This is a genomic window from Planosporangium thailandense, from assembly GCF_011947195.1.
In the GTDB taxonomy this organism is placed as follows: Bacteria; Actinomycetota; Actinomycetes; order Mycobacteriales; family Micromonosporaceae; genus Planosporangium; species Planosporangium thailandense.
This window is the reverse complement of sequence record NZ_JAATVY010000024.1, coordinates 55,488-81,456: the sequence shown is the minus strand read 5'-3', so window position 1 is coordinate 81,456 and position 25,969 is coordinate 55,488. Positions and strand designations below refer to the sequence as shown.

Annotated in this window: 17 protein-coding genes; 15 read left to right on the top strand and 2 right to left on the bottom strand. The window is 67.7% G+C overall.

What is annotated here, in order from left to right; all coding sequences use genetic code 11:
• Window positions 1-39 precede the first annotated feature (39 nt).
• Complete coding sequence (gene fxlM / locus HC031_RS25400; protein ID WP_167927925.1) at window positions 40-1,248, top strand: methyltransferase, FxLD system; 1,209 nt, start codon at window positions 40-42, stop codon at window positions 1,246-1,248.
• Window positions 1,249-1,343: 95 nt separating this feature from the next.
• Here the strand turns inward: fxlM and HC031_RS25395 are convergent, their stop codons facing one another.
• Entirely contained in the window at window positions 1,344-2,825 is a 1,482-nt protein-coding gene (locus HC031_RS25395; protein WP_205863233.1) for a protein kinase domain-containing protein, read from the bottom strand.
• Between the two features lie 363 nt (window positions 2,826-3,188).
• Here HC031_RS25395 and HC031_RS25390 point away from each other — a divergent pair, with 363 nt between their 5' ends.
• The 11 genes from HC031_RS25390 (at window position 3,189) to HC031_RS25340 (ending at window position 19,906) form a co-directional block, all read left to right on the top strand.
• Complete coding sequence (locus HC031_RS25390) at window positions 3,189-3,866, top strand: HAD family hydrolase (RefSeq protein ID WP_167927924.1); 678 nt, start codon at window positions 3,189-3,191, stop codon at window positions 3,864-3,866.
• Window positions 3,867-3,870: 4 nt separating this feature from the next.
• Window positions 3,871-4,704 (top strand): aminotransferase class IV family protein, encoded by an 834-nt coding sequence (locus HC031_RS25385; protein ID WP_338090830.1) that lies wholly within the window; start codon window positions 3,871-3,873, stop codon window positions 4,702-4,704.
• Between the two features lie 784 nt (window positions 4,705-5,488).
• A complete protein-coding gene (locus HC031_RS25380; RefSeq protein WP_167927923.1) occupies window positions 5,489-6,379 on the top strand; it encodes a replication-relaxation family protein in 891 nt (296 codons plus the stop codon).
• Between the two features lie 390 nt (window positions 6,380-6,769).
• Entirely contained in the window at window positions 6,770-7,765 is a 996-nt protein-coding gene (locus HC031_RS25375; RefSeq protein ID WP_167927922.1) for a DUF2637 domain-containing protein, read from the top strand.
• A gap of 1 nt (window position 7,766) precedes the next feature.
• Entirely contained in the window at window positions 7,767-8,093 is a 327-nt protein-coding gene (locus tag HC031_RS25370) for a hypothetical protein (RefSeq protein ID WP_240942950.1), read from the top strand.
• Entirely contained in the window at window positions 8,090-9,565 is a 1,476-nt protein-coding gene (locus HC031_RS25365; protein ID WP_167927921.1) for a tyrosine-type recombinase/integrase, read from the top strand. The genes HC031_RS25370 and HC031_RS25365 overlap by 4 nt, the downstream gene beginning before the upstream one ends.
• A 262-nt stretch (window positions 9,566-9,827) precedes the next feature.
• Window positions 9,828-11,207, top strand: a complete 1,380-nt coding sequence (locus tag HC031_RS25360; protein ID WP_167927920.1) for an AlbA family DNA-binding domain-containing protein — start codon at window positions 9,828-9,830, stop codon at window positions 11,205-11,207.
• Between the two features lie 470 nt (window positions 11,208-11,677).
• Window positions 11,678-13,237 carry a DUF2397 domain-containing protein gene (locus tag HC031_RS25355; protein WP_167927919.1) on the top strand — a complete coding sequence of 520 codons (1,560 nt, stop codon included), beginning with the start codon at window positions 11,678-11,680 and terminating at the stop codon, window positions 13,235-13,237.
• Entirely contained in the window at window positions 13,234-14,454 is a 1,221-nt protein-coding gene (locus HC031_RS25350) for a TIGR02678 family protein (RefSeq protein ID WP_205863232.1), read from the top strand. Before HC031_RS25355 ends, HC031_RS25350 begins: the two co-directional genes overlap by 4 nt.
• Window positions 14,451-18,611 (top strand): TIGR02680 family protein, encoded by a 4,161-nt coding sequence (locus HC031_RS25345; RefSeq protein ID WP_167927918.1) that lies wholly within the window; start codon window positions 14,451-14,453, stop codon window positions 18,609-18,611. Before HC031_RS25350 ends, HC031_RS25345 begins: the two co-directional genes overlap by 4 nt.
• Before the next feature lie 119 nt (window positions 18,612-18,730).
• Window positions 18,731-19,906 (top strand): TIGR02679 family protein, encoded by a 1,176-nt coding sequence (locus HC031_RS25340; RefSeq protein ID WP_205863231.1) that lies wholly within the window; start codon window positions 18,731-18,733, stop codon window positions 19,904-19,906.
• 34 nt (window positions 19,907-19,940) lie between these two features.
• Here HC031_RS25340 and HC031_RS25335 read toward each other — a convergent pair whose 3' ends face one another.
• Window positions 19,941-20,099 (bottom strand): hypothetical protein, encoded by a 159-nt coding sequence (locus tag HC031_RS25335; RefSeq protein WP_167927917.1) that lies wholly within the window; start codon window positions 20,097-20,099, stop codon window positions 19,941-19,943.
• Between HC031_RS25335 and HC031_RS25330 the strand changes: the two genes are divergently transcribed.
• From HC031_RS25330 to HC031_RS25320, 3 genes are all read left to right on the top strand, one after another.
• Window positions 20,098-24,636, top strand: coding sequence for an AAA domain-containing protein (locus tag HC031_RS25330; RefSeq protein WP_167927916.1), 4,539 nt, complete (start codon window positions 20,098-20,100; stop codon window positions 24,634-24,636). The two genes, HC031_RS25335 and HC031_RS25330, sit on opposite strands and share 2 nt — an antisense overlap.
• Complete coding sequence (locus HC031_RS25325; RefSeq protein ID WP_167927915.1) at window positions 24,633-25,472, top strand: phosphoheptose isomerase family protein; 840 nt, start codon at window positions 24,633-24,635, stop codon at window positions 25,470-25,472. The genes HC031_RS25330 and HC031_RS25325 overlap by 4 nt, the downstream gene beginning before the upstream one ends.
• 94 nt (window positions 25,473-25,566) lie before the next feature.
• Window positions 25,567-25,836, top strand: a complete 270-nt coding sequence (locus HC031_RS25320) for a hypothetical protein (protein WP_167927914.1) — start codon at window positions 25,567-25,569, stop codon at window positions 25,834-25,836.
• Window positions 25,837-25,969 lie beyond the last annotated feature (133 nt).

The window sequence follows — 25,969 nt, the reverse complement described above, 5'->3', positions numbered from 1 at the left end:
CGCCCCGCCCAGCCGGGCCGAACTCCACGGAAGGACACGATGGACACCACCACCGACTGCACACCCGAGGTGTTGCGCACCCGCATGGTCGACCAGATCGTCGGGGCCCGCGCCACGTCGGCACCCGTAGAGGCGGCCCTGCGGGCGGTCCCGCGGCACGCGTTCGTCCCCGAGGCAACCCTGGACCAGGCGTACGACGTCGACCTGGCGGTCATTACCAAACGCTCCAGCGACGGCACGCCACTCAGTTGCGCCTCGGTGCCCTCCCTGGTGGCCACCATGCTCGACCAACTCCAGGTCGCGTCCGGCGACCGCATCCTCGAAATCGGCGCCGGCACCGGCTACAACGCCGCCCTGCTGGCCCACCTGACCGGGCCGACCGGGCAGGTCACCACCGTCGACATCGACCCGGACGTAACCGCTGGAGCCCGGCGTACCCTCGACGCCACCGGCCACCGCGATGTCCACGTCATCACCCGCGACGGCGCGCTCGGCGATCCCGAGCGCGCCCCTTACGACCGCATCATCGTCACCGTCGGCGCCTGGGACATCCCCACCGCCTGGACCGACCAACTCGCCCCGGGCGGGCGCCTCGTGGTGCCGCTACGCTGGCGCGGCCAGACCCGCTCGGTTGCCTTCACCCACGACGACGGCCGGCTGGTGTCGGACTCCGTCGAGCTGTGCGGCTTCGTGCCCATGATCGGCCAGGACGGAGAACGCTCCGGCCCGATCGACGCGGACGGCCAGGTCATGCTGTACTGGGACGCCGATCAGCCCATCGATCCGGCTGTCTTGCAGGGCGTCCTCGACCAGCCCCAGCACAGCGTCTGGTCCGGCGTGACCGTGGTCGCCAACGAGCCCTTCGACGGGATCTGGCTACGCCTGACCAGCGTCGAGCCTGGCACCTGCCGCATCACCGCCACTCCGGCCGCCATAGAATCCGGCCGCTGCGACCCGGCCATTCCCAGTCGCAGCCCCGCCCTCGTCGAGGACGCCTCCCTGGCCTATCTCACGCTCCGCCGACACACCGACGACGGCGACGAACGCCGGTGGGAGCTGGGCGCGGCCGGCCACGGTCCCACCGGTCCGGAGCTCGCCGACCGCCTCTGCGACCAGATCCGCGCTTGGGCCCACGACCGTACCGCCCAGCCTCTCATCACCGCGTACTCAGCAGGCGACTCTGACGACCAGCTACCCAGCACAAACACGATCACGAAGCCGTGCGTCCGGCTGACCGTTGTTTACTGACCAACAACCGATGCACGACGGCATGAATCCGCTATGCAGCTACCCCGGCTCGGGTCACGTCCCGCGAGCGGGGTAGCTGCATAGCGAACGCGGTGCTATCGCCGCCAGCTTCCCTGTGGGTTCTGTTCGGGTATTTGGGTCGGATGCTGCAGCGCGCGCTGCGCGCCAGCGGCGAACCATCCTGCCCACCGGTTGATGAACTCGCCTAGATCATCTAGATGGACCTCCGTGAACGGCCATGCAACCTGGAACTCTGCGATCCCGTTCCAGATCGCCTTTGCAGCCTCAATACCGGGCGGTCGGGCAAACGGGACGCGCGCCGTGGTGCGTGCCTGAAACGGTGAAAGCATGAATGCGGTCTCGAACCAGTGGTAGCGGCCATCCTCTTGGGCATCGCAGTACCACAGGGAGTGGCTCCGGCCTTTGTAGCCGTACCTATCCATCGGAATCGTGACGCCGATGGCGGCGTGGGCGACAACGTCGAAGGCGGGCGGCTGCCAACCGCCCCACGGCTCAAGGGCAGTTTTCGTGGCCAGCGTGAACTCCAGCTCCGCTTCGTTCAAGGTCAGCGTCCAGCCGCCACTGGGCCAGACCTTGAGAGCGGCGCTTGGCGCTGCCTCCATGACCGCATCCTTCAGCGCGTCCCCGATCCGTGTGAGTATCCTGCCAGCCGCGTCGGCGAGATCCGCTCGCCGCTCTGCCGCAGATCGAGATGCGGAAGCGGCGCGATCGGTCGCCGACCGACGCGCGATCTCCGCCCGGTTGGCTTCCTGTAACGCCGCGATGCCGCTGTTGGAGGTGACGCTAACAGCACGCTCCAGTCGCACGAGGAGATTGGCAGCGCTCGGACGCGCCGCCGGCGCCTTGAACAGGCACTCCTCGACCAAGGCTGCCAAAGCCGTTGGATGCCCGGTGAGGGCGGGCGGTGCCGCGTGCAGATGCTGCTCGCGGAAGTCATGCCACTCCGGTCCCTGAAAGGGGCGGTGACTGGCGAGCATCTCAAAGGCGATGATCCCGAATGCGTACACATCGGTAGCCGAGGTGGCGCGCTCAGCGCGCCACTGTTCCGGTGCGGCGTAGGGGGCAGTCCAGGCGAGCTTTCGAGTATCGGGCGCCGTCGTCGCCTCGGCATACCGTGAGATGCCGAAGTCGGCCACGCACCAGCGACTATTGAGCAGCAGTATGTTGGCCGGTTTGAGATCGCGGTGCACCACTCGACCGTCGAGGTTCGCCAGAGCGGTTGCTACGTCGGACAAGACGGCGACCGCGTCTTCGATCGGTAGGGGAGCCCCGTACTCCCTGATGTGGGCGAGAAGCGACTTTTTGGCGCGCGGCATAATCAGGACCCAGTCATCCTGCGTCTCGCCGCTCTCGATGATCGGTACTACGTTGCCCACACCGTCTAGGCCATCAGCCAACAACAGTTCACGCTCGGCTCCAGGCATCTTGGGCACGAACTTCGCCACGGCGTCGGGGTAATCAGCCGAGCTGGCCCTGAAGACCCTGCCGAAGCCGGCCGCATCCCCGATCGGTTCACCGATCACCCATTCTCGTTGCAAGCTGAGGTGGTTCGTCACGTCGTCTCGGCGCCCTTCGCTACGGTGGAGGCATCGGAGATCAGTTTGATACCGCCGCTCTTCTGCGCCAACGGGGTACCACCTTGTCCGTGTCGCTGAACGCGATGGGCATGGCTGGGGCGTAGGGGTGGCGGCCCATCTTCATGGGTATGGGTCTCCGGCCCAGGCCAACTGCCGTCGGCGTCCCGACCGGCTTTCAACCTGGTGCCATAACCAACGAGTACGCCATCGCGGCTGACAGCCTCACACGCAGGCTATGCCACTGTGGGCGAGCGGCTGCGCGGGTTCCGCACCCCGGCTGCGGCCGTGGGACGATACCTCCGCCGTCCGCACCTTCGATGAGAGATTGGCCGAACTGACCGCATGAGCGACCATGCCGCCCAGCAGCCCATCCGCGCCGTCTACTTCGACGTCGGCGAAACCCTGATCGATGAGTCCACCGAGTACGGCACCTGGGCCGACTGGCTCGGCGTGCCCCGGCACACTTTCTCGGCCGTCTTCGGCCAGGTCATCGCCCAGGGCGAGGACTACCGGCAGGTCTTCCAGCACTTCCGGCCCGGCTTCGACCTCGCCGTCGAGCGCAGACGTCGCGCCGAAGCCGGCCTCGCTGAGCATTTCAACGCCCGCGACCTGTACCCGGACGTGCGCGAGTGCCTCGCGGCGCTCAAGGCCGACGGCTACTTCGTCGGCGTTGCCGGCAACCAGACCGCTCGTGCCGGTCGGCTGCTGCACGAGTTGAACCTCGGCGTTGACCTCATCGCTACCTCCGACGACTGGGGCGCCGAGAAGCCGACCCCGGCCTTCTTCGCCGCGCTCATCGAGTCGGCCGGATGCGAACCGGCCGAGATCGCGTACGTGGGGGACCGGCTCGACAACGACATCCTGCCCGCGCTCAACGCCGGTCTCACCACCGTGTTCATCAGGCGCGGCCCGTGGGGCTACTACTACGCCACCCGACCCGAGGTAGAGAAGGCGCACATACGCATAGACAGCCTGTCGGAACTACCCGAGCGGCTCCGCAAACTCAATAGCACACGCTGAGCACGTGGCCGGTCGTCGCAAGGTGACCGGTGTCAGGATGGCCGACATGATGGAGTTGGACGGCGTTCCGGTCACTCCCGATGACCTGAGCGTCTTGGCACTGGTCAACTACGGTCATTTCACCTCGATGCGGATCGACGGCACCCGGGTCCGCGGCCTGGAGCTACACCTCGACCGGCTGGTACGCGACTGCCGGACCGTCTTCGCCGCCGACCTCGACCCCGAACGGGTCCGGACGCTCGCCCGGCGGGTCGCCGAAGCCGCCCAGACACCCGCGATCATGCGCATCACGGTGTTCGACCCCGATCTCGGTCTCGGACATCCGGCCGGCCAGACGCATCCGCGGGTCCTGGTCACCCTGCGACCCGCCGCCGTCGACGTGCCACCACCGATCCGCCTGAAGTCGGTCCGCTACGCCCGCGACCTGCCCGGTGTGAAGCACACCGGACTGTTCGGCACCGTCTACCACCGGCGCGCGGCCCAGACCGACGGCTTCGACGACGTCCTGTTCGTCGGGCCTGACGGTCTCGTATCGGAGGGCGCGACCTGGAACATCGCGTTCGTTGAGGACGGGCGGGTGACCTGGCCGGCTGCCGAATGCCTGCCTGGGGTGACGATGAGGCTGCTGGATGCCGCGATGGGCCGCCTCGGGGTCGAGGTGCGGACCGCGTCAATCGCCATCAGCGGTCTGCGCGCTTCCTGCGCTGCCTTCATCACCAACGCCGCGGTCGGGTTGCGATCGGTCCGCAGCATCGATGACGTTGAGCTGGCAGGGGCAACAGGCCTTGTGGAGGCACTGCGCAAGGAGTACGACGCGATCGAGGGAGACCCATTGTGAGGTGTCAGCGTCGCGAGGGCGGAGCTTTCGTCCACGGGCTGCGCACGATCGCGCGATGGATCGACGCCATCGAAAAGTCTTGACATCGGCACTCCGGTCGAGCGGTACTGGAGTCACGTTCCCCGTGCGGCGGTCTCGTTCGCCGGGCCACATACGGTCGATGGGTGGGCGCTCCGTAGGGGCGCTCGCTGTCGTTATGGCTCGGTGTTTGGGCCGGGTCCGTCGGCCGGGTTCCGGAGCGAGCGACAGGAGGGCCGCGATGGAGGATCTTCTTCCAGCGGGTTGAGCCGACGCGTAGTCGTCCGCGTTGGCGGATGACCGCAGGGGAGCGCCCTGTCCTGGGCTTGGACAGACCCGGGTGCCGGTGCCGGGCACACTGCCCGCTGGTTCGCGTCGCCGTCGTCGTCCATCTCCGCCTGCGCGGCCGTGACCATCAACGGTCGTGGCGATGGCTGCTGTCCTTACCAGCCTCAACGCCGCTTCATCGCGGCAGCGTTCACGTCTTCGACAAGGAGTTCCGTTGTCTTCCCATCGCTTCACATCGCCGCCACGGTCACTGGCCGGTGGCGGTGACAGATTCCGGCTTGACCCCGGTTCGGGTGTCGGTCTTGGCGTCCGGGTTGGGGTCGGCCTTCAGCCTGACCCCCGAACTGACCCCCGATGTCGGCTCACACCGCAGGTGGTGGCGGCTGTCACGGCCTGCCGGTTGTCCTGCGAGAGACCCCTCCTGGTCTCGGGTCTCTCCCCAGGCGGCCCACATGAGAGAAAAGGGAGGTGACACCGGATGGATGATCCGGTCCTTCGCGTGCAGTACCAGCTCACCGATCGGGACCGGGTGCTGCTGGGCTGGTTGTATGACCACGGGGTGCTGACCTCGGTCCAGATCGCCCACGCGCTGTTCCCCACGCTGGACTTCTGCCAGCGCCGGCTGCGGAAGCTGTACCGGTTGGGGCTGGTGGGCCGGTTTCGGCCGCAGCGCGCCGAGGGTGGCTCGTACCCGTACCACTACGTCATCGACCAGCTCGGTGCCGAGGTCGTCGCCGCCGGCCGCGACGAGCGCCCACCGCGCCGCGATCACGCCCGGGCCGAGCGGCGGCGGTGGACCTCGAGCCGCACCCTGGCCCACCGGCTCGGGATCAACGGCTTCTTCACCGAGCTGGCCGGCTACGCCCGCACCCAACCCGGCGCGGAGCTGCGGGCGTGGCTGTCGGAGGCGGCCTGCGCCCGGGTTGGGTCGTTCACGACGGCGGACGATTCGGCACTGGTGCTGGCCTACCGGCCGCGGGTACGTCCGGACGGCTACGGCGTGTGGGCCGAGGACGGCGTCGCGGTGCCGGTGTTCGTGGAGTACGACACCGGGGGTGAGCAGTTGTCGGTCCTGGTCGACAAGCTGACCGGGTACCGCGAGCTGTTCGCCGCGATCGGGCGGGTGTGGCCGGTGCTGTTCTGGCTGCCGTCGGCCGCCCGGGAACGCCACCTGCGCCGCCTGTTCGCCGACACGCCGCCGCCGGTGCCGGTCGCCACGGGCAGCCGCGACTACGCGGCGTCGGCCGGCCTGTGCCCGGCGGAGGCGGTGTGGGCGGCCGGTCCCGGTGACGGTCAGCGGTATCGGCTGGTCGACGTCGCCGGCTACGTCGCCGATCTGCGCCATCCCGTCGACGGCGCGGCGGCATGAGCCGTCCGTTCCGTCGGAATGCGGGTGCTGTACCTCGCCGATCCGGCCGGACAGCACGAGGAACGGGCTGGCACCGGGCTGTCCCGGACCGATCTGTCAGCGCTGACAGAGCCGCGACAGATACCGATCCCTTCTCACAAGGCCGCTCGCGGGGTACCGTCCCGCGCTCCTCGCCGGACGGCACAACCTCATGTGCGCCTGTCCACGTGAACACCGCACCGAGAGGAACTGACATGACCCTTGTCCACGCACAGGCCATCCCGTCAACCGGCGGCGCCGACGCCCCTACGGTCCGGTCCGAGGAGGTGTTCGGTTACGACCACACCGCAGCCAGATACGGACGGTCCCCGGCGGACCGGCCGGGCTGAAAGCGCCGTCCAGATCCTCATCATGCTCGCCATCGGCGGGGCGGCCGGCGCGGCGAGCTTCACCCACGTCCACAACGTCGCCGCCGCCCACGGCCAACCCGGATGGCTCGCCTGGGCTGACGCCATCGTGCTCGAGCTCATGTCGATCGCCTCCGGCCTCGAGCTGCGCCGCCGCAAACGGACACGATTCTCGGTGCGGTTCCCGGCGGCCGTGCTGGGCTGCGCGGTCACGCTGTCCCTTGCGGCGCAGGTCGTCGAGGCCGAGCCGTCGCCGGTCGGGTGGATCGCCGCGGCCGTCCCGGCGCTCGGGTTCCTCGTCATGGTCAAGGTCGCCCTCGGCTACACCGGCACCGCGACCCGGACCAGCGCGACCCGGTCGGACGGCTGTGCCGCGGACCGGACCGCGCCGATCACGCACGAGGCCGGACCGACCAAGAGGGACGGACCGGCAGGGGAGCGGTCCGCCGCTCGCACCACCCGCCCGTCCGCCGCCGCGCACCAGCCCGGCGGGCCGGACCGCCGCACCAAGCTGGACCGTGGACGGCCCGCATACCGGTCCGCGGACGTCGACGAGCTGCTTCCCGCCGCGCGACGTGTCCGCGACCACCTGGCTGCCGAAGGACGGGCGCTGACCCGGGGAGCGCTCGCCGAGGCGCTCCGAGCCGCCGGGCACACCGTCTCCAACACCCGGGCATCGCAACTGCTCAAGACCCTCAAAGCCGAGTCGCCCTCGGCGGAGGCGCCGCACCACGACCAGCTTCCAGAGGTCGCGAGCCCGGCACTCTCGACGCAGCCGAGTCCGCAGCACGCGGCCGACACCGCCGCGTCGGCCGACCAGGCCCCAGCACCGCAGACCAGCACCACGGCGACCGCGCACCTCGATCCCCAGACACCACCAGCCCGATCAGGAGAACCCAATCATGAGCACCCACCCGAACCCGACAGAGCACACGTACGAGACCGCGGCGGCCACCGCACCCGCCGCTGCAACCGCCACATCCGCGTCGACCTTCGGTGAGGTGTGGACCGTCGACCGCGTCCGGGCCCTCGGCGTGACCACCACCCTCGCCACCGCCGCCTCGGTGCTGGGGATCAGCCGCTCCCAGGCGTACCGGCTCGCCGTGGCCGACGCGTTCCCCGCACCGCTGATTAGGGCCGGCAGCCGCATCATCGTCCCGGTCGCCGGCCTGCTGCGCCTTCTCCTGGTCGACACCGACCCGGTGCCCGGCGGGCGGCGACTTGATCCCGGCGGCGAGGTGAGCGTGGATGCAACGACCACGCCACCAGCGGACTACGCCCACCACCGCTGGCGGCACCACCCCGAGCACCCGGGAGACGATGAGTGAAGGGCACCACCTTCAAACGCTGCAGCTGCCGCGACACCGCCTCGGGCCGGCGACTGGGACGCTCCTGCCCCCAGCTTCGCCGGCCCGGCGGCGGCTGGTCACGCAGCCACGGCCAGTGGCACTGGCAGATCGAACTCCCCGCCCGCGCCGACGGCACCCGCCGGCCGCTGCGCCACGGCCCCTACCCGACCCAGGCCGACGCCGAGGCGGCGCTCGACCGCATCCGCGCCGCGCTCGCCGTCGTCGACCCCACCGACCCGCACGCAACTGTCAAGACCGGCGACCTGGTCGAGACGGCCATCAAAACGGGCGCTCCGATCCCGACCCCGGACCAGGTCCGCCGCGCGCTGCACCTCGACATCACCCCGACCGAGCTACCGACCGTGGGGGAGTACCTCACCGACTGGCTCGCCGGCCGCAAGACCATCAAGAAGGGCACCCTGCGCTCCTACGAAGGCCACATCCGGCTGTACCTGATCCCGTACCTCGGGCATCTGCGCATCGACCGGCTGCGCCCCGGGCACATCGACGCCATGTACGATGCCATCGACGAACGCAACATCACCATCACCACGCTGCGGGCCAGCCGGGACCCGGCCACCCGCGACCAGGTCACAGGCCAGCGCACCGTCGGGCCGGCCAGCCAGCACCGCATCCACGCCACCCTGCGCAAGGCCCTCAACGACGCGATGCGCCGCCACCGGCTCATCGACACCAACCCCGCCCTGATGGTCGAGCTACCTCCGGCCCGGCCACCCAAGCCGACCGTCTGGACCGACCAACGCGTCCGCACGTGGCGCGACACCGGCAAGATCCCCAGCCCTGTCATGATCTGGACCCCCGAGCAGACCGGACGCTTCCTCGACCACACCCACGACGCCGGCGACCGGCTCTACGCCCTCTACCACCTGATCACCTTCACCGGCCTGCGCCGCGGCGAGGCCTGCGGGCTGCACTGGGACGACCTCGACCTCGACGCCGCCACCCTCACCGTGCGGTGGCAGCTCGTCCAACACGGCTGGGCCACCGCCATCGACACCCCCAAAACCGCCGACAGCGAAGCCGCCGTCGCCCTCGACACCGAAACCGTCGCCGTCCTGCGCGCCCACCGCGCCCGCCAACACCGCGAACGCCTCGCCGCCGGCACCGCCTGGACCACCACCGGCCTCGTCTTCACCACCCCGACCGGCGGACGCCTGCACCCCGCAGACGTCACCGACCACTTCCACCACCTCGCCACCCAGACCGGCCTACCCCCGATCCGGCTGCACGACCTCCGCCACGGCGCCGCCACCATGGGGCTGGCCGCCGGCGTCCAGATGAAGGTCATCTCCAACCGGCTGCGGCACTCCAGCCCCCACTTCACCGCCAAGTTCTACGGCGACGTCCTCCCCGAGCTGTCCCACGCCGCCGCCGAAGCGACCGCCGCCGTAGTTCCGCGACGGCGGGGTAGCGGAGCGCAGTCGGCATAGGGCAACACGGCGTATGCGAACACTGACAGCGCTCATTCACGGCGCAATGCTTCTTCGTGCAGCGTAGACCCCTTGTGAGCCTCTATCCGCGGATGGTCGGCGAAAGTGCTTGCCGAACTACTCGGCATCCCACCGCCCACCACCCAACGACTCTTGTCTCTTGCCCGCACTGCCGTAGAGCGCCCGTGAACAGCGGCGACGCCGACCGCGCCGCCGCCTTCGCATGACCGTGAAGACGTACATGTGGCTCTATCGTGGACTCGTGGTCCTACAGATCGACACCTCCGAGCCATTACTACGCCCGAGCCAGCTCAGCGCCCTCGTCTGCGCCGTGCGCGACGCTGACCCCCACGATGAGCACCGCTGGATCGAGTGGAAGTCCAGCCTCGACCTCACCACGCCCGCCGGGCAGGGGCACATCGTCAAGCACGTCCTGGGGCTGGCCAATCGCGACCCCACAGGCGCATCCCGCTGGGCGGGCGGCTACGGCTACCTCCTCGTCGGCGTCGAGCCCGGCGCGGTCAACGGCGTGACGTCGGTGGACCCGGAGGTTCTGGTCGGTCAGGTCCGCGCCTTCGTCGGTAGCACGGTGCAGTGGACACCGGAACTCGTCTCGGTCGATGGGGCGCAGGTGCTCGTGGTGATCGTGGATCCGCCCCGACCCGGTGACCCGATCCACTGCCTACGTAAACAGCTCGACAAGTTTCCGCCCGGCACGATCTTCGTCCGGCACACCGGCCGCACTGACCCGCACACACCTGGAGACCTGGAAATGTTGCAGGCTCGGTTGCTGGAACGCACCCCGAGTCTGCAACTGACCGTGGCGCCCGTCTCGCAGACCATCGAGACGACGCCTGACATCATCGGCGCCGCCGACAAGTGGGTCAAGCAGCGCCGGCCCGAGCTGCTCGCCGCCCGTCACCAACCCACCTCCCACCCGCCGACACTAGGGGACATCAGGTTTCCGGTTCGGAGCGCACTCAACGCTTTTCCGCCAAAGGTCCGTCCCGACACGCGCACGGAGGAGCAGTACGCCGACCAGGTGGAGAAGTTCCTCACGAAGGCGAAGGGCACCCTTGTGGACCGGGGTATCTGGGACCTGTACCGGCACAGCGCCGCGCTGTTGCAGATGAGGGTGAGTAACCCAACTGATCTGGGATACACGGCAGTCCGGCTAGTCGTACACATCCCGGGGAGAGTGAAGGGCTATTCGGACGCGATGGTCGAGGTGGCCCAAGATGACCGGCCGAACTTTCCGCGTCCACCCAAGCCGCTCGGCACACCCACGGTCACCGACAACGAGTTACTCGCCCGGTTGGCCAGCGGATACGGCAGCCTAGTGCCGCCAGTCTCATTTCCGGACCTGGGCCGGAGCCTCGGTCCCGGCCCTGGGTACACGGTCAGGGACTCCGGCTCCGTTGACATCGAGTACCGCGAGTTCGAGCTGCGTCCCGGCGAAATAATGACCTTGGACTCGGTGCCGCTGCTCGTACGCGAAGATCCGGGCGTCACATTGACCGCCACTTGGCACGCCACCGCAGCTGGTGTCCGAGGCCGGCTGACCGGCGAGTTCGACCTCGTCATCGCCGAGAGCACGTTTGACCTCGCTAACCTCAATCGTGACGACGAGGCCGATCAGTAGGCGCAGCAGACAATCTGCCGGGGTCGTGAAGGCGTCGCTGGCTTGCGCGATCGGCGGCCCCTTCCGGCCCTACTCCGCGCCATCGTCAGGCACAGGTACTGCAGGACGCCGCTGATGTCGGTCCCATGGGTGGCGGGGGTACGCATTAAGACGTCGTATGTGTCGCCATCAACCATGACGGTGTATTTGCCTGCCATCATCTCCACGAGGGCGGCCCGCTGCTGTCACGGCAAATTATCTGACCGATCGGCGCGGGCTGCCTGCCCACAGCCGGACGAGATGACATTTGGGCTTTTGTCCTGGTATCGCGCGACCGCAGATTAGTACCTTGACCGAAACATAACGGATTTTCGGGCATAGGGCTCCTTGCGGGCTGGCACCTATCGTTACTCGACAAAGGTGCCGTCGCTCCCCAGATTGTCGGATGGTCCGGCTACCGTCGTTCTCCAGGCGACTTCAGGAGGAGGCGTATGACCGACGAGGAGGACGAAGGAACGCACGGTTTGGCCGCCGATGTCACCGTGCGCGATACGTCGTCCCAGCGCGCGCTCTTCTCGTATCTGACTGCCGACGTTGCGGACGAGTACATCGCAATCATGCGGCTGTTCACCAGTACGCTTCTTGCCGACCTGTCCGCAGCCGAGGTGGCCGCGCAGCTCGCCGAGCGAGGACTGACGCTGGACCCGGACACTGTGGAGAACCGTTGCCAGCAACTGGTCGACTGGGGCAATCTGGTCCGATCGGTACGCGAAACCCGGGTCCCAACCGTCGCCGCGTACCACCGGTCCCGCTCGCGGTATCAGGTCTCCAAGCTGGGTGGCCGGCTGCACCGAGAGGCTGAGGAGATCCTACGGGCGGCGGACGGCGCTCGTGAGGTGGCGCGTGAGCTGCTGGCTCGGATCGTCGAAAGTCTCAACCAGATCCTGCTGCAGGTGGGCAATGTCAACCGGTCCATCGATGGCGAGGCCCTTGCCGGCGCGGTGACGGGCGCCTTCAACGATCATCAGATGTTCACGGAGTCGGTTACGGACTTCTACGCGTACCTGGCTGGCGTGTTGAGCCGTTACGACCTGGCTGGGGAGGAGTACGCCCAGTTCAAGGGTTTGCTGCTCGATTACGTGGACCTCATCAGCGCGGATGTCAACCGAAACGCTCCGGAGATCCTGGAGCGGCTGCGCATTCTACTCAAGCTGATCGATCGTGTGCTGGACAATCTACCCGCCGTGCCTGTCCTCGCTGGCGAGATGATCGCAGTGGATAGGCTGCCCGGCCGTACTCGATCGGATTGGGAACAGCTTGCTGTCTGGTACGGGGCTGGCAATGTCCGTTCCGGTCCGGACCAGCTACGGGCGGCCGCCCGGCAGGCGCTGGGCCAGCTCATCACTAATGCGCGCAGGATGCTGGCCGCATCTGGTACTGGCCTGTCTCGGCGGGCCGATCTGCTCAAGCTTGCAGCGTGGTTCCACAATGCCGATAGCGACACCGCACACCGCCTGTACGACGCGGCATTCGGCTGCTATCCGGCCCGGCATCTGCTGATTGGACCTGACGAGCCGGACGTGTCGGCGGGACCGAGTACGTCTTGGTGGGATTCGGCACCGGTGGACGTTCCGGTGTCGCTGCGTGAGCGGGGCGACCGGGCGGCCCGCGGCCGTAGTTCGCGGGTACCGGATCCGGGCGCAGACGCCCAGCGTCTGCTGGCCCGGGCGCGCCGGCAGAGTGAGGCCCGGCATGCGGCTGCGGCCGAGCTTGTCGCCGTCGGTTCGCTGGACGGCAGTCGCCTCAGTCGGGCCGCACGGGACCTGCTGTTGGACAAGCTGTCTGCCGTGTTTGCTGCCGTCTCCATGGGAGGCATGATGGTGGAGCATCGCGACGCCGATCTCGGGCTCTTGCTTCGGGCGATATCCACCAGAGGCGAGGCGACGGTCGTGGCCGGCGATGACGGTGCGGTGACGATCCACGACGTCAGGCTGGTGGCCCTGCCGCTTGGTGCTGCCGGGCGGGACACCGGGTTGGCGGTGACGGCGTGAGCCCGCGAATCACGGGTACCGCATCGCAGACGGCCCGGGAACGTATGGACGCGGCTCGGGCGCTGCTGGCACGCCCGTTGCTCACCGCAGCCTATTCTGAGGAGTTGGCGCTCGTGCGGCTGCACGCACCGGCGCTGCGCAACATGTTCAAGACGATGCTCGGCTACAGCCTGATCGTCGAGTCAACGTTTGCCCGGCTGATCAAAGGTCCGGTGAGCCCGGACGGACCATCCCGACCGGCACGACGCCCCGACAACAGCACGTTCATCCCAGCGACCTACACGCATCTGGCACTGTTGTGTGCTGCGTTGCTCGCCCCTGGTACCGGTGAGCAGACGCTCATCTCCGCCCTGATCGACCAGGTGCGCTCCGATGCGGCGACTATCGGCGTGCAGATCGGCGACACGCTGCCGGAGCGCCGTGCGCTGGTGACCGCGATCGGCCACCTGATCGGCTGGGGCGTGTTGTCGGAGACCGACGGTACGGCGACCGGCTGGGGTGAGCGTCACGACGAGGCACTGCTGACCATCCACCGAGCCGCCTTGCCGCACCTGCTCGCCCGGCCGCTGTCCGGCATGAGCCACCCCGACGACCTGCTCGCGTCCGACCCACAGTTGGTCGACCAGCCACGCCGGTCGCTGCGACGCAAGCTGGTGGAAAACCCGCTCGTCCGAAGAGAGGACCTGACCGACGCCGAACGCGACGTACTGTCTCGCGAGCGTAGCGAGCTGACCCGGCTACTCGCGGAGAATTTCGGGCTCACCGTCGAGGTACGCGCTGAGGGGGCGCTCGCGTACGACGACACGGGGAGCCTCACCGACGTATCGTTCCCGGGTAGCGGCACTGTGAAGCAAGCGGCATTGCTCCTGCTGGCGGAGCTGATCGACCTCCGGCAACCTACCGCGGGCACCACCGCGGCGCTGGGTGACGGCCGCGTCGTTCCGGGCGCCACCGCCACGTGGGACGAGGTCGACGGCGCTCTGGCCAGACTTTCCGCGCAGCACGGTCGGGCGTGGGGCACCACGCTCGTCGACCAACCTGACCGACTACGGGAGGAGGTCGTCATGCTGCTCTCCGATCTCGGCCTGGCCACCGTTACCGCTGCTGGTCTGGTGATCCACCCAGCGGCTGCCCGGTACCGGGCGCAGCCACACGCGGCGCCGCTGACCCGCGCCGCCCGGCGTCTGGTCGACCAGCTCGAACTGGAGATGCCATGACCGACGCGTTCGACCACACGCCGCTACGGCAGCACCCGTACCGGTGGCGGCTGTCCCGGGCCGGATTCGTCAACGTCTGGCACTACTACGAGAACACCTTCGACATCTCCGGTGGTCGGCTGATCCTGCGCGGTACCAACGGATCGGGCAAGTCCCGCGCCTTGGAGATGCTGCTGCCCTTCTTGCTGGACGCCGATAGGCGCAACATGGGTACTGGCTCGTCGGTCCGGATGGAGGACCTCATGAGTGCGGGCGCAGGCGAGCAAGGCAACCGGCTCGGGTACATGTGGCTGGAAGTCCGCCGCGACGCTGACCCGGTCGAGACCGACGAACCGGGGCCGCGGTACCTCACCCTCGGCGCGTTGGTTCGCTTCGCGGTCAGCACCAAGGAAGCGAAGGTCTGGTACTTCACCACACCGCTACGCGTCGGCGCTGAACTTCCGCTGCTGGGCGTGGACCGGCAGCCGTTATCTCGCCGCGACCTGGCCGAGCTGATCACCGAGGAGCGCATCACCGACGTACCCGAGAAGCACCGCGAGCGTGTACGCAGTGAGGTGTTCGGACTCACCGGGCAGCTGGGTAAGGAACGCTTTGACGGCCTAGCCAAGCTGCTGCATACGCTGCGTTCCCCGGATGTCGGCAATCGGATCGAGGAAGGCCGGCTGCCGGCCATCCTCGCCGATGCCCTACCGCCGCTGTCCGAGGACGCGCTCACCGATGCTGGCCAGCAGCTCGACGGGCTCACCACGACGCGGGAGGACCAGCAGCGGCTCGAAGCGGCCCGGGAACAGGTACGGACGTTCCTGGATGTGTACCGCAAGTACGTAATCGGTGTACTCACCGGCTCCCTTCAGACGGTACGAACAGGTGCCACCACGGTTCAGGACGCTGTGCGGGAAGCCGAACGGCTGGCCGCGCACACGCAGGCGCTAGAGGCGGAACTCACCGGGAGACGTGGGCGCCTGAGCGAGTTGACCGACGAGGCCGAGCAGCTCGATGCGACACTCCAGGGACTACGCGAGTCCGAGGCGTACCGCAGCATCGAGGAGCTCCGCCAGCTAACCACCGTCGTACGGTCCCTGGCTACCGCGGCGGATGCAGCGTTGACGAGGGCCGCGGATCTGCGACGCGAGGAGGCTGGAAAGGTCGCCGATGCCGGACCATTGGCCGACGACGTCAGTCACGAGGCCGCCACGGTGTCCGAGGAGATCCGGAATACGCGTGATCTCCTGGTGGCGATCGGGCTGACCGAGCACGAGCTCCCGGCGCAGGTACGGGTCGACCGACGGGCGGGCCCGCGCTCCTCCGACGTGGTACGGACGTCCCGAGAGGGGGAGCCTGAGGAGCTAGCGCGGCCAGTCCCCGATGTCCTAATGCTGGTACCCGCGGACCTTTCCCTACTTACTGACGCGGCGCGGCGAGTGGAGGGCGCCGCTCGTACCCGATCAGCGCAGGCGGCCAACCGTGCGGCAGACGCCCGCCTGCTAAGCGAGGAGCGGCGCAAGGTCGACCGGGCTGCAGACGAGGCGGCCGGTGCGGAGACGCGGGCCGAGGAGGACGTGCAGGTGGCGCAGCAGGCCGCGGAGCAACGCGACGACGTCGCGCTCGGGCTGGTCGACCGGTGGCGTACCTGGATGGCCGATCCCGCCACCACCGACCTGCTTGGCATCGCAGACTGGTCCGCACACCCGATACTCGGGCTGCTTCTCACGGACCGGACTTCGCTCTGTGGTGACGGCGACGGCGGGATCGCGCTGCTCGATCTCGACGGCGCCGCCGACGATGCGGCAAGTACGGCGGCGGCGGCCTTGGCCGCCGCGCTGGGCCGGCTGGACGACGCCGATGCTGCCGACCGCAAGCGGCTGGAGGAGCTCGGCGCTGAGCAGGCCCGGCTCCAGGCGGCCCACGATCCGGATCCGGCCCCTCCCGCGTGGGTCGCGATTTCCGATGGAGTACCGCTGTGGCGGTGCCTGGATTTCGCCGACCACCTTGGCGGGGAGCACCGAGCGGGTATCGAAGCCGCGCTGCTAGCCTCGGGCCTGTTGACCGCGACCGTAGACGGCGGCGGTCGGCTCACCGCAGCGAACGGGCAGCTGCTGGTATCACCGACCGGCGACCCAGTACCGGCGCCACTGTCTGCCGTCGTCACGGTGGACCCGGCCAGTCCTGTGCCTGCCGATGCGGTGCTGGCCATCCTGGACCGGATCGGGCTCGACGACCGTACCGCCACCACCTGGATCGCCCGCGACGGCAGCTGGTGCAGCGGGCCGCTACGGGGTCGGTACAGCGTACCCGCGGCACGGCACATCGGTGCCGCCGCACGAGCAGCCGCACGAGCCGCCCGCCTCGCCGAGATCGAGGTCGAACTGGCTGCACTGGCCGACGCCGCGCAGTCCCGCCAGTGGGAACGGGAGCAACTCGAAGGACGCCAACGGGCATTGCGCGAACGCCAGCGATCGGCGCCGCGATCGATGGCGTTGGCCCAGGCGCGGACCCGGGCCACCGAGGCGGTACGGCAAGCGGCACGATCGTCGGCGGACGTCACGCGTTTGCGAGCTGAAGCCGACAAGCTGGCCCGTGCCTGGGCGGAGCACGACCGTGACCATCGTCGGGCGTGCTCAGAGTTCGGCCTCCCGACCGACGAGGATTCGCTACGGAGGCTGCAGGACAGCGCTGACCGCGCGGCGGCGGGATGCACCGCTCTGGGTGCCCGCGCCGATGCCGTCGATAGGGCGATGAACCGGTACGGGACCGCAGTCGAAAAGATCCGCGAGGTCGCCGGACGCCGAGCCGAGGCCGAGCACAGCGCCCTTGCCGGGTGGCGGGATTGGCAAACCGGCGCGACGAAACTGCAGACGCTGACTGAAACGGTGGGCGCGGCCGCAGCCGAGGTGCAGCGGCAGGTAACGACGACTGAGTCCCTGCTGACGCGAACCAAGGAGGCCATCGAGACCGGGTCCCAGGCTGTGGCGGAACTCTCGCGCGGCGCGGGCACGGCCGGGGCACAGGCGCAGGCGGCGATCAGCCGCGTCGCCGACCTGCGCAGCGAGCTGGCCGGGTACGTCAACACCGTACTCGATCAGCTCAGCCAGCCCGGCATCGCGGACACCGCCTTCCCCTCCCCGCCGGGACCGCTGTTCACCGACCCGGCACCTGAGGCCGTCATCGCCGAGGCAGACACCCTACTTGGCGCCATGCGCCGCGGCAGGTCCGACGAGAACGCCCTGCTCCGGGCCCAGCAGACATTCGAACAAGGCATCTCCAGCAGCTATGACGTGTCGGCCACCATCGCCGCCGGCGTACGTCTCTTCGAACTGGTCGACGCCGAGGGTCGTCGACCGCTCGCTCAGGCAGCCGTGGAGATCGACCGGCAGTGCGAGGTCGGCCGCGCCACCCTGACGGAACGGGAGCATCAAATCTTCAGCAAGTTCGTGCTCGGCGAGGTCGGCGAGGAACTGCGGCGACGGCTCAGCCAGGCGAACAGCTTGATCTCGGCTATGAACACCAGCCTGAAATCGATCCGGACTAGCCACGGCATCGGGGTACGGCTGACTTGGAGGCTCGCCGAGGACGCCAGTGGAGACGTCGCCCAGATCAAGAAACTGATCGCTACCGCCGCCGCTATGCGTACCCCCGCCCAGGACACCGAACTGACCGAACTGCTGTCGGCCCGGGTCGCCGCTGAAGCCGTCAAAGACCCGACCGCCGGGTACGCCGTCCATCTGCGCGGCGCGCTGGACTACCGGGCCTGGCACACCGTCGAGGTCATCATCACCGGACCAGAAGAAGGGCGGGAACGTCGGATCAGCCGCCGCGCCAAGCTGTCCCAAGGCGAGACCAGATTCGTGTCGTACGTGACGCTCTTCGCCGCCGTCGACGCCTACCTGTCCGGCCTGGACAGCACCGCGACGTCACTTCGGCTAATCCTGCTCGACGACGCGTTCGCGAAGGTCGATGAGCCGACGATCGCCGAGCTGCTCGGCCTGTTGGTACGCCTGGACGTGGATTTCGTCATGACCGGGCATGCGCTATGGGGCTGTGTACCCCAGGTACCGGCTCTGGACATCTACGAGATCTGTCGGGAGGACGGAACACCCGCAGCGACAGCGCACGTCCGCTGGGACGGCCGCAACCGGCACTTCCTGCACGCCACATGAACGGAATACCGCAACCGCTGCCACCGCGGCTACGCGCCTATCTGTCCACACCCGAGCTCGCTCAGGTTTGGGTTGCTGCCCGTACGCGCCTCGAACGCAACGGCCTGCACGTCACCGGCGTGCTTACCCTCGACCTGAACGAAGCCGCCGCCGAACACTTGTCCGGGCTGTTAGGTCGACCGCTGGAGCCGGGCGCCGCTCGTCGAGTGAAGCTGGCCGAGCTCGATATCGCCTTGCGCCGTTCCGCTGCCGGGCAGGGCCTGGTCTCAGTCCTGGAAATTCTCGACGAGCGCCCGGTGATCGACCGCGCTGCCGCCCGCCGGGACGCCCAAGCGCGGTGGGACGAGGTCTGGCAACGGCTGGACACCGCGCTGGCGGCGGCCAGCCTGGCCGACGCGGCGTGGGTACCCGAATGGATCGCCGGTCTGCGTCGGACGGGCGTACTCACTCGCGCCGGTACCGCCGCCGCGACCCGGGCGCTCGGCCACGCCGTCTCCGCCCTTGGGATCCTGCTCAAGCCAACGGAGGAACCACCCACCGGCTGGGAGCTAGCAGCCCTGGCAACCCGGGTCGCCGGGAACGCCCACGGCTTCGACGATACGTCGCTCGCATCCGTCGTTCTGCTCCGAGCTGCGGCGCACGCCTTCGGCCAGCCAGTACCGGAGTCCGCCGCCGACCGGCGGGCGTTGTGGCAGACCCTTGGCGTCGCCACCGACGCGGTTTCCGGCACCGTACTGGCGTCGCAGCTTCGCCCACCGGGTGCCGACGGATGGTCACGCATGATGCGTGACCGCGCAGACCTCGGGCTGGTCACTCACCTCACGCTGCACGAGCTTGACCGGGCGGGCTCAGTGGAGTTGACCATGCCCGGACAGACCGTGTCCGTCTGCGAAAACCCGCAGGTGCTCCAAGCCGCCGTACATGCCCGAACAGAGATGCCATTGCTGTGCCTGTCCGGCAACCCCGCCAGTGCCGGTACCCAGCTGCTGCGCTCGCTGATCGCCGCTGGAAACCCGATCCGATACCACGGAGACTTCGACTGGCCCGGCGTGGCAATCACCGGTCGGATGTGCGCACTTGGCGCGGCACCCTGGCGTATGTCCGCCGCAGACTACCGAACGGCCGTCGCTCACCTCGATGCCGACCATGCGGTTGCCCTCACGGGCAACCCAGTGCCGACCCACTGGGACCCGTCCTTGGCAGTGGCCATGTCAGCACACGGTTTGGCAGTGCACGAGGAGTTTGTGCTCCCCGAACTCCTCGCCGATCTCCGCGGACGGCACCACGACGCCTGATTCGACGCCTTGCAGGACACGGGCCCAACCAGTTCTACGGAACGGTGCGATCAGCGGCCCTATCGCGGTTGTACCCGACGATCGCCGCTGAGAGAAATTCATTCATGTCATCTATCGCGATCACCTCTTGTCCTTCACTCGCCGCATCGGCATTCTGTTCTGTTGCTTCCCGCCGAACGAGGAAGGTGTCCATGGTCGCGAACCGTGATGCTGAGGCCCTGCGCAAGACAACGAAGCTCATGGATTACCTTGCCGAGGTTACCGCCGCGGCCGAGCGCGATCCCGTTCGGGACATCCTTGCTGACGAGGCTGGGGTTCCTGATCCGATCATTTGGCTGGATGGAGTACCTGACGGCGTTCGACTGGTGCCAAACCCTCGCGATGACGTCTTGCTGCGCTTGCGGCCGCAGCGACCGGTTCCGGCGCCCAGCCCGGCGGCCCTGCTGAAGGGGTGGGTTGAGCCGGAGGTCTGGGACGGCGAGGGCCCTGCGCCTCAGTTGCTGGACTTAGGGCCGACGACGGAAGCGGTGGACTTGCGTACAGAGCCGCCGAGCGCGGTGGTGCGCGCCTTCGAGGCGTGGTCGTCGCAGTGCCGATCGTGGGCACGGGAGCAGGAGAAGACCCGGCGGCGTCGGGCACTATATGAGCAGTTGGAACAGGCCGCTAAGACGTTGGAACAGCAGGATGACGAGTTCGAGTTTGTGCTCGCCGTCGGCCTGCTGCGATGGGACGCTCCTGATGGGGAGCGCATCTGCCGCCACTTGGTGACCGAGACAGTGGTGCCAAAGCTTGATCGGGCGACCGCCGAGGTGAGCGTGTCCTTTGCGGGTGGCCGCCGCCGATTGGAGGAGCGAGAGGTCCTCGGCGATCAGGAGGGCTTTCAGCCGGATCGGGGACGCCCTGTGCGGCAGTCAGTCCTCGACGGTGATGTACCAATGCTCGATTCGGTTCTGATGACCCTCCTGCAGGAATGGGTGGGCTACAGCCTTGACGTGGCCGTCGAGTTTCGAGACGAGCGTGTGCCGCCTGGTAGGCGGTTGCCAGGCAAGCCGCTGTTGACGGCATCGCCAGCACTGATGGTGCGGCCTCGTAGCCGCGTTCTGCTCGCAGAGGCATACCAGAAGATCGCAGCCGCGTTGCGGCAACCTGATGCGCAGGTGCCGGTCGCGTTGGCCCAGTTGGTGGTCGACACCGAGCGCGACCAGCGTGACACGTGGTTGCGACAGCAGGGGGCGGTCGCCGGTGACGTACTCGGCGACGACCCGCTGTTTCCGCTGCCCACCAACGATGAGCAGCGACGGGTGATCGAACTGCTGCGGTCAGAAACCGGGGTGGTGGTGCAGGGTCCGCCAGGCACTGGGAAGACACACACCATCGCCAATCTCGTGTCTGCGCTACTGGCCCGCGGTCAGCGAGTCTTGGTGACGAGCCAAAAGGATCAGGCGCTCAGGGTGCTGCGGGACAAGATTCCGCCGCAGCTGCGGCAGCTCTGTGTCCTGCTGGCGGGCGGGAGCAAGGACGCGGCGAAAGAGTTGGAGCGCGGGTTGGACGCGCTGTCCGCGGCGGTGGCGGCGCCGGATACCGCCGGGCTCGGGCAGCGAATCACCGCCCTGATCCAGGAGCGGCACGCGTTGCGCTCACGGTCGGCGGAGCTCAACGAACGAATCCGTGAACTTCGTGATGTCGAGCATGCCGCCTATGAACCACTGGTGCCTGGCTTCAGCCCAGACCGGTACCGGGGCTCACTGGGTGAGATTGTGCGTGAGGTACGTCGCGACGCTGACGTGCACGGCTGGTTTCCGCGACTGGATGCTCAGGCACCCGACCAGCCGCCACTGTCCACGGCGGAGGCACTGGACCTGCTGCGGCTGCTACGCACAGACACACCAGTTCGGCAGGCACGAGCACGACAGAGCATTCCAGAGCCAGCGGATTTGCCGCTTCCTGCCGCGCTCGCGGACAGTTTCACTGCGGAACGCCAGGCCCGCGCGACAGCTAACGAGAACACCAGCGAGCTGATCCGCTGGCTGACCGGTACCGGCCGCGACGCCCTACGCACGATCGCGCCTCTGTCGGATCAGGTCACTCAGGTCCTCGCCAGGTTGGGATTCGACGAGCAGTGCCGGCTCCCGCAGGGACGGGAATGGGTTGGCCGTGCGGTCGAGCACCACCTGGCTGGTCGGCATGCGGGGCTGTGGGGTCATCTTGTAGAGGTCGGTGGGGAGGCGCGTCGCCTGCAGCAGGCGCTGCGGGTCCGCGGAGTCAGCTTCGTCGTCGAGCTTTCCCAGCCGGTGTCCGAACTGGGTGTAGGCGCGGCACGGGGAATGCTGGCTGCCGGTCGGGAGCTGCACGCGCACCTAGCTCGCGGTGGAAAGCTGCGAACCGGGCGGTTGTTGCCGCAACCGGCCGTACAGCAACGGGCCGCGGGGCTGTTGGCGACCATGCGGGTCGACGGACAACCGCCGAGCAACGCTGACCAGCTGGCCGCGGCCCTGGAATACCTGGAAGCAGAGGTAGCTGCGACCCAGCTCGTCCAGAAATGGGCCGACGCGCAGGTGGACGTGCCGCCCGGCCGGCTGACCGCGATCTTGTCCGAGCTGCAAGATCTTGACCGCATACTCGAAGATGTCCGCGCGCTAGCGGTACTGCACGGCCGGCTTCTGCAGGTACTCAGGCAGGCCGGGCGACCGGTCGAGCTGCCCACGCTCGCGGAGTTCCTCCGGGTCCTGCGGGCGGTGCCACCCGCACTGGATCACGCCGAGCTGGAACTCGCCCGCACTCAGGTCGATCAGCTGTACGCCCGGGTTCGGCAGTGGGCGTCGAACCCAGACGCCTGCCCCGAACTCGGCCTGCTTCTGGATGCGATCGGCAGCCGTGATCTCGATGCCTACCGGCGCGGACTGCAGGCCATCGAGGCCGTGCGTGCCGATCGCGCGGCGCAGCTGCGCCAGGGCGAGTTGGCCGGGAGGCTGGAGGCCGTTCATCCGCGGCTGCTCGCAATGCTGCGCGACACGGCGACCGACGCCGCTTGGGATGGGCGGCTGGGGAATCTGGCTGCAGCCTGGGCTTGGTCAAAGGCCGATCAGCTTATCCGCCAATGTCGTACCGCCGACGAGGAGCGTCGCCTGATCCACGAGTTCGACGAGGTCGAAGACCAGATCACTCGGGTGACTGCGCAGCTCGCCGGCTGCGAGGCGATGCGCGCCTGTATTACGCGGATGACCGATAACCACGTCCGAGCGCTGCGTACCTATCGCGAGCACATGGGCCATATCGGCGCGGGTACCGGCCGTAAGACCCGCGAGTTCCGTAAGGCTGCGCGCGCTGCCATGGAAAAGGCCAAAGGGGCCGTCCCTGCCTGGGTGGTCCCACTGCCGAACCTGCTGGACAACATTGCCGTCGAACGCGACGCCTTCGATGTGATCATCGTTGACGAGGCGAGCCAAGTTGGATTGGAGTACTTGTTTCTGCTCTGGATGGCGCCCCGCGTCATTGTGGTTGGCGACGACAAACAGTGCACGCCGGGGCAGAACCGGATGGGGCAGAACCTAGATGACCTATTTGCCAGCCTCCGGGAGCACCTTGACGACCTTGAGGCGGAGATCCGGCTCAGCTTCACGCCCAAGTCTCACCTCTACGGTCTATTGTCGGGGCGCTCGGGTAAGGGTGCGGTCGTGCGGCTGCGGGAGCACTTCCGCTGCATGCCGGAGATCATCAACTGGTCGTCGTGCCAGTTTTACGGCGAGGACGGCGCCGGGTTGGTGGCGTTGCGCGAGCGCCGCGCTGACGACCTGGAGCCGCTGCGAGTCGTAAACGTTGCCGGCGCGTACACAGACGGCCGCAACACTACGATCCGCAACCCGGTCGAGGCGAAGAGGATCGTCGCCCAGCTGCTGGACTGCCTCGCCGACCCCCGCTATGACGACAAGACATTCGGCATTGTGGTGTTGCAGGGTACCGGCCAGATCAAGCTGCTCGAACACGAGATCAACGCGGCGATCAGCCCCGAAGAGCGCGGTGCCCGAGCCATCCGCGTCGGGTCACCCCCAAACTTCCAAGGCGACGAACGCGACGTCATCTTCTTGTCTACCGTCGTCACCCAGGCGCCGGTCACCCGGGCGGATCCCCGCTCACAGCAGGCATACAACGTGGCAGCCAGCCGCGCCAAGGACCAGATGTGGCTGTTCACCTCGGTGCCGCCCGGCCAGTTCAAGCCCGGTGACCTGCGGGCCTCGCTGGTCGACTACATGCTCCACCCGCCATCGGTCTACGGCGAGTCGCCAGCCCTCACCGCCGTCAGCGCCACCGAGCGGGTAGATCCGTTTGAGTCCTTGTTCGAGCAGCGGGTGTTCCGTGAGATCAGGGCTCGCGGCTACCACGTTGTTCCGCAATTTTCAGTGGGACAGCGGCGGCTGGACCTCGTCATCGTCGGTGCCGGCGGCCGGATCGCGGTCGAGTGCGACGGCCACCGCTGGCACACCTCAACAGCCGACTCCGCTGCTGACGCGCGGCGTGACCGCGAACTGCGCCGAATGGGCTGGGAGGTACGCCGAATCCGCGAGAGTGAGTTCGAGTTCGACCCTGAGCGCGAGCTGGCGCCGCTTTGGCAGCGCCTGGCCGAACGTAGCATCCACCCAGCGTCCACGCCGACTCCAGCCCAGCCAACGGCGCAGAACTCCTGGCACCCGATCGACCTTCCTGCTGACGATGCCGAAGGAGATGACCTGTGACCGCGACCAACGACGTCCGCGTCGAACTTGACGACAACATCCTTAACCGGCTCGCCGACCTCATTTGCGGTGACGACAGCACCCCGGTCTATCGCACTGGACGTGAGATCGGCGCGTTCTTCGAGGCTGCCGGATGGCGCCGAGTCGGTGACGTCGACGGCCCTCGCCGACAGTGGGTGCTCGACCTTCTCAAACAGCGTCGACGCGACTCCGACGCGCTGCGCCGCCTTGTGCTTCGTTTAGCCGATCCCCGGGAGTACCTGGATAACGACGATGCTCGTCTGCACGTTGTCCAAGAACTCAACCAACTACTTGCCCTTGAGGGCTACCAAGTCGTCTACGTCGGTAGCCGACCCGACCTGATCTCACAGACGCCAACGATGAAGCGCCCCGCAATGCAGGCACCCGCACAACTCACCGCCAGTCTCACCGACATCGTTAGCGACCCCGAGTTCGGGAAGCAACTTAAGTCCCGCCTCGACGAAGCCCATACCTGCTGGAAGTCAGGGGCATGTACGGCCGCCATCATCATGCTCGGTAGCACCTTGGAAGGCGTCCTCTACGACGTCGCCCTAGCTCGACACGCTGGCGGTAGACCGCCCACCGACAATCTGCAGGAACTCATCAACCTCGCCAAGCGAAACGGCTGGATCGCCCAGGACGTTATTGACTACGTCGACGTCCTGCGTAACCACCGCAACCTCGTCCACCCCAAGAAACAGTACACTCAGCGCTACTCTCCCGAAGAAGACACCGTTCGGATCGCATGGAACGTGGTCGTAGCCGCCCTCAATGATCTACAGCAGCTGGTCAACGGCAGTGCTCCGGCAGGGTGACAGACGTACCCCTAATGAGTGATCGCCCAACAGAAATGTCACAGCCGCCACCTACCGTTCGCCTGAAGTGACAAGGCAACGATGGGAGTGGGACGTGGTGAGGATCGAGATGAATTCGGGCTGGGAAGATGAGCTTGGTCGATTGGCCTTCGAGGCGGTGCAGAGACAGCTTCAGCCGGCTCTTGATCGAGTGCATGAGCAGTACGCGGGCCGGCCAGTTGATGAGATCAAGCCAATCCTCGCGCGGGAGTGGGCGGCGAACACGGAGGGTGGTTCAATTACCGACCCGGAGTTGACTCAGTACGCCACTGTGATTAGCGAGGGGCGCCGCATCGTGCTCCAGCGTGGAGAGGCGGGCAGCTGATGACGTTTGCCGCATTCGGGCTCGGTCACTGGTGCAATGTGCGGGAAGGGGTCCAGCGTGGACACCCAATGGCATCTGCATCTCACGTTCCACGCCGAACATCGGCTTCGAGGTGATGACCTCCTGGCACCCA

Bases quoted from the DNA above. Each gene is read 5' to 3' on its own strand.
- HC031_RS25345 (WP_167927918.1), top strand. From the start codon at position 14,451: ATGACCGACGCGTTCGACCACACGCCGCTACGGCAGCACCCGTACCGG.
- HC031_RS25355 (WP_167927919.1), top strand. From the start codon at position 11,678: ATGACCGACGAGGAGGACGAAGGAACGCACGGTTTGGCCGCCGATGTC.
- HC031_RS25330 (WP_167927916.1), top strand. From the start codon at position 20,098: ATGGTCGCGAACCGTGATGCTGAGGCCCTGCGCAAGACAACGAAGCTC.
- fxlM (WP_167927925.1), top strand. From the start codon at position 40: ATGGACACCACCACCGACTGCACACCCGAGGTGTTGCGCACCCGCATG.
- HC031_RS25380 (WP_167927923.1), top strand. From the start codon at position 5,489: ATGGATGATCCGGTCCTTCGCGTGCAGTACCAGCTCACCGATCGGGAC.
- HC031_RS25375 (WP_167927922.1), top strand. From the start codon at position 6,770: ATGCTCGCCATCGGCGGGGCGGCCGGCGCGGCGAGCTTCACCCACGTC.
- HC031_RS25390 (WP_167927924.1), top strand. From the start codon at position 3,189: ATGAGCGACCATGCCGCCCAGCAGCCCATCCGCGCCGTCTACTTCGAC.
- HC031_RS25335 (WP_167927917.1), bottom strand. From the start codon at position 20,099: ATGGACACCTTCCTCGTTCGGCGGGAAGCAACAGAACAGAATGCCGAT.